The organism is Borreliella afzelii (genome assembly GCF_014202295.1).
GTDB lineage: Bacteria > Spirochaetota > Spirochaetia > Borreliales > Borreliaceae > Borreliella > Borreliella afzelii.
Window position 1 is genome coordinate 1 of sequence record NZ_JACHGM010000022.1, and the last position, 3,673, is coordinate 3,673.

General features: G+C 28.2%; 7 protein-coding genes and 1 pseudogene. 7 read left to right on the forward strand and 1 reads right to left on the reverse strand.

Annotation, left to right across the window (positions count from 1 at the left end; all coding sequences use genetic code 11):
* Positions 1–24: 24 nt before the first annotated feature.
* The 7 genes from HNP63_RS06385 (at position 25) to HNP63_RS06415 (ending at position 3,473) form a co-directional block, all read left to right on the forward strand.
* The gene (locus HNP63_RS06385; RefSeq protein WP_183227643.1) at positions 25–837 is read left to right on the forward strand and encodes a DUF685 domain-containing protein; all 813 of its coding nucleotides are present in this window, start codon (positions 25–27) and stop codon (positions 835–837) included.
* A gap of 73 nt (positions 838–910) precedes the next feature.
* Entirely contained in the window at positions 911–1,108 is a 198-nt protein-coding gene (locus HNP63_RS06390) for a BlyA family holin (RefSeq protein ID WP_183227645.1), read from the forward strand.
* Positions 1,109–1,111: 3 nt separating this feature from the next.
* The gene (locus HNP63_RS06395) at positions 1,112–1,450 is read left to right on the forward strand and encodes a BlyB family putative holin accessory protein (RefSeq protein WP_183227647.1); all 339 of its coding nucleotides are present in this window, start codon (positions 1,112–1,114) and stop codon (positions 1,448–1,450) included.
* Complete coding sequence (locus tag HNP63_RS06400) at positions 1,450–1,785, forward strand: BlyB family putative holin accessory protein (RefSeq protein WP_012579276.1); 336 nt, start codon at positions 1,450–1,452, stop codon at positions 1,783–1,785. Before HNP63_RS06395 ends, HNP63_RS06400 begins: the two co-directional genes overlap by 1 nt.
* On the forward strand, positions 1,778–2,143 hold the full coding sequence (locus HNP63_RS06405; RefSeq protein ID WP_183227649.1) for a BBA14 family lipoprotein: 366 nt from the start codon (positions 1,778–1,780) through the stop codon (positions 2,141–2,143). The genes HNP63_RS06400 and HNP63_RS06405 overlap by 8 nt, the downstream gene beginning before the upstream one ends.
* An 88-nt stretch (positions 2,144–2,231) precedes the next feature.
* A complete protein-coding gene (gene bdr / locus HNP63_RS06410) occupies positions 2,232–2,885 on the forward strand; it encodes a Bdr family repetitive protein (protein ID WP_183227651.1) in 654 nt (217 codons plus the stop codon).
* A 138-nt stretch (positions 2,886–3,023) separates the two neighbouring features.
* Positions 3,024–3,473 carry an Mlp family lipoprotein gene (locus HNP63_RS06415; protein WP_183227653.1) on the forward strand — a complete coding sequence of 150 codons (450 nt, stop codon included), beginning with the start codon at positions 3,024–3,026 and terminating at the stop codon, positions 3,471–3,473.
* Between the two features lie 41 nt (positions 3,474–3,514).
* On the opposite strand, the pseudogene HNP63_RS06985 reads toward HNP63_RS06415, so the two are convergent.
* Positions 3,515–3,673, reverse strand: a pseudogene (locus HNP63_RS06985) (ERF family protein); the annotation flags it as partial.

Below are 3,673 nucleotides of genomic sequence, written 5' to 3' on the forward strand. Positions count from 1 at the left end.
ACTTTTAACAATTAAGGAGGCTTTATGGCTGGAGAAGAAGAAAAATTACTAATTGATGAAGAAGAAACAGTTCAAATTAAAGATTTGAATAAGGTAACAACCGTTAATAACAATGATCTTTTAATACTTGATGATGGGGTTGCAAGTAGTAACGCTATCACATTTAAAAACTTTTTAGAAACCGCTAAAGATAAAACATTTAAAGGTGAAGGACTCGGCTATTTTAAGGAGATAATTAAGTCTACAATTGCTGAAGAACTTGTAGCTGATGAAAAGTTTGTGGAAAAAATTTACGCTAACATAATTGACAAACTAATTGGTAATAATTCTGATAAGCTTTCCAGCCTTTTTAGTAAAATTAAATCACGCCTTACAGATAGCATATCATCAGCTACTCTATCTAGCAGTGATGACCTTTTGATAATGTCTTCTTCAAGTATTCAAAAAACTCCAATTCCCAAACAATTACTAGGCGTACCATACGATTTTAATTGTAATTTTAGATATAGGAGAGACAGTACGCTTTATTGGAGCGATTACTCAAAACAATCAATAACTATTGAATTGAAAACCTATTCCAGTGTAACTATTTACTTTCACAAAAGTGATGATGATGCCCCCATTTACCTTGATATTGATCTAGAAATACCACACCAGGATGCATTATTGAATAAAACAATATCTGTTAGGTATATCGATGAAACTGAAACAGATATAGTTTATATGATTGATTCTGCCAATTCAATATCTATGACAATTCCTATATACAAAGGATGGTATGTCCAAAAAAGAATATACATATCAGGAAAACCGGTCCCTCGACTTTTGAAACTGTAAACTTTTTTAGCAAAAATTATAGTTTTGGTATATAATGTATATACAAATAAAAAATTAAAATGAGGGATTAAAAATGGATACTATTAAAATAACAGAACTTCTTATTAATCTAAATGAAATAAAACTCATAGCCGTAATGATTTTTGTAACAGTACTGGTTCTAGGGGTACTAATTCTTTTAAAACCGTTATTAAAAGACATACTATTTATAGTCATAGGTAAGTTTTTTAGAAATGGAAATGGCAATAATCATGGTAAAAAACGGGATTAAGTTATGAAATTATCTAAAGATAATCTTGAGCTTGGACTTAAGTCTTTATCAAACCTTATTGATATATTTTCTAAATTTGAAGATGAATTTGATGAGGCTGCACACAAAGGATTCTTTTTGGTTTATGAGCTATATTCTCATTACAAATTAATCTATACAGCAAATATGGAAAGACTTGAGAGTGCATTAACCCCAACAATAACTAAAACACTCGCCCCAATAAATGAGAAAATCAATCGATGTATTGATCTAGTTAATTCTGATGAAAAAAATCTAAAAATATCTAATGATCTGAAATTCAATCAGGAAGGAAAACCTATCTATCAAGGGAGAAACACATAATGCAAAATAACACTATTGGTTTAGGGCTTAATTTACTATCAAGCTTAACTAACATAGCTAAAACTGATACAAACATAGATCATAACTACATTAATACTTTTAGCAAGGTAATAGATTTTTTCTACAAAACATATATGAGCACACTAAAATCTATGGAAACAGCCGAATCAACAAAAATATTAGAAGAAATACAAGACATATTAAAATACAATATTGAGATAATAGAGGCTATTTCTAATAATAAAAGTAATAAAATTATCTCCTCATTAAAAGCAAAACGCAATAAAATCATGAGGGAATATATTAATATCCTTAAAAGGGATGAAAATGCTTAAACTAGTAAACTACTTGTTACTTACTTTACTACTATGTTGCAATACTATTGCTAGTTTACCAGATGAACCAAAGCCACCAATTATTCAAACACTCGGCTCTTTAGCTAAATATGAGGCAAAATTATCAGATTATGTTATGTACCTTATAACATTCTTAGCTAAAACAAAAGTAAAAGTTAATGACCCAAATTATCCAGAATATACTTTTCCAGACTTATCAACACTAAAAGATGAACACTCTATAACTTCAATCAAACATAATATCAAAATGCTTTTGGAGTACATTCAAAAAACAAAACCCATAGCACAAAAAGTCTATAATCAATATTCCCTAGTTAAAAATGTAAATTACAAATAAGTTGTTCTTGCAGGAACTTATACTTTATATGTAAAAATATCTAAAGCTAACTAAAATAGTGTATAATAGGCTATAAAGGGAAAATATTATGAAACCAGCACTACCAAATATTGCAAGTGTAACTGAAGAACAAATATACAATGAATTTATAAGATTGGGCATGGAACAACTAATAGCTCAAGATTTATCTAAAAGATACTATCACAATGAACTTACATATAGAGATTTAGAAAATCTAGAAAAACAATTTGGGATAAAGTTTGATAATCTTGTTTCTAAGATTGATAGCGCAGAAAAGAATTTAGATACCAAGATTGATGGTTTAGAGACTAAAATAGATAGTGTAAAAAATGAACTTAATACTAAAATCGATTTCGTAGAAAAGAATTTGAATACCAAAATAGATGGTATAAAGAATGAATTTAATGTCAAAATAGATGGTGTAAATACTAAAATTGACACTGTAGAAAAGAATTTGAATACTAAAATAGATACTATAGAAAAGAATTTGAATACTAAAATAGATACTATAGAAAAGAATTTAAAACAAGATATATCTAATCTGGAACAAAATCTTAAACAAACTCTTGACGAAAAGCTAGAAATTAATACTAAATTGCTTTTAGAAAAAATCGAGATAAGTAACAGAATGATAACTATTATGACAGCAGTAGTGGTCCCCATCGCCATATCGGCCGTAGCAGCTATTGTTGTATCTCTAATTGCTGGGTTTTTCAAATAGCAATTACAAAGAATTCTCAAAATATAATTTATCATTTCCAAACAATCTTCTTAAAAAGAAAAATTCAATAATAATTGTTTATCCAATATTTAGTAGCAATAATTAAATTAAACATTACTCATAAAAAAGGAGAGGAGAATGAAAATTATAAATATATTATTTTGTTTATTTTTTATTCTGTTAAACAGCTGTAATTCCGATAATAATGCTGCTTTTAAGAAAAATAATAAAAATATACCCCAAGAAGTAAAAAGTAGGAAAAAACGCGATTTAAGCGAACAAGAAAAGCCAAAATCCCCAAAAGAATTACTTATAGAAAAGCTGGATGAAGATCAAAAAAAACAACTTGAATGGTTAAAAGACACATTAGAGAATGAAAAATTTGATAAATTTTTAGGATATGATGAAAACAAAATAAAAGAAGCACTTGATCATATAAAAACACAACTTGATAGCTGTAACGGAAAAGAAAATGCAGAAAATCTAAAAACCACTTTTAAAGAGGTGGTTAAAGGAGCACTTGGTGATGGTATAGACAATTTTAAAACTAGTGCAAGTAGTACGTGCCAAGTCCATCAGGCTCAATAATAATTATACTAGCCCCCTATTTGGGGGCTTTAAACATATTGCTATGCTGCAAATATAAAATCAAATTGTTTATCTTCTTTTAACGAGTCAAAGAATATTAATGGGCTGTCGTTATAATCACGCTGATCAGACGGCATAAATCTTTCATCAAAATCTTTTAAATCCTTTAATCTATTGGTTTTTTTAAAATGGTTTTTTAT

Bases quoted from the DNA above. Each gene is read 5' to 3' on its own strand.
- HNP63_RS06385 (WP_183227643.1), top strand. From the start codon at position 25: ATGGCTGGAGAAGAAGAAAAATTACTAATTGATGAAGAAGAAACAGTT.
- HNP63_RS06390 (WP_183227645.1), top strand. From the start codon at position 911: ATGGATACTATTAAAATAACAGAACTTCTTATTAATCTAAATGAAATA.
- HNP63_RS06395 (WP_183227647.1), top strand. From the start codon at position 1,112: ATGAAATTATCTAAAGATAATCTTGAGCTTGGACTTAAGTCTTTATCA.
- HNP63_RS06400 (WP_012579276.1), top strand. From the start codon at position 1,450: ATGCAAAATAACACTATTGGTTTAGGGCTTAATTTACTATCAAGCTTA.
- HNP63_RS06405 (WP_183227649.1), top strand. From the start codon at position 1,778: ATGCTTAAACTAGTAAACTACTTGTTACTTACTTTACTACTATGTTGC.
- bdr (WP_183227651.1), top strand. From the start codon at position 2,232: ATGAAACCAGCACTACCAAATATTGCAAGTGTAACTGAAGAACAAATA.
- HNP63_RS06415 (WP_183227653.1), top strand. From the start codon at position 3,024: ATGAAAATTATAAATATATTATTTTGTTTATTTTTTATTCTGTTAAAC.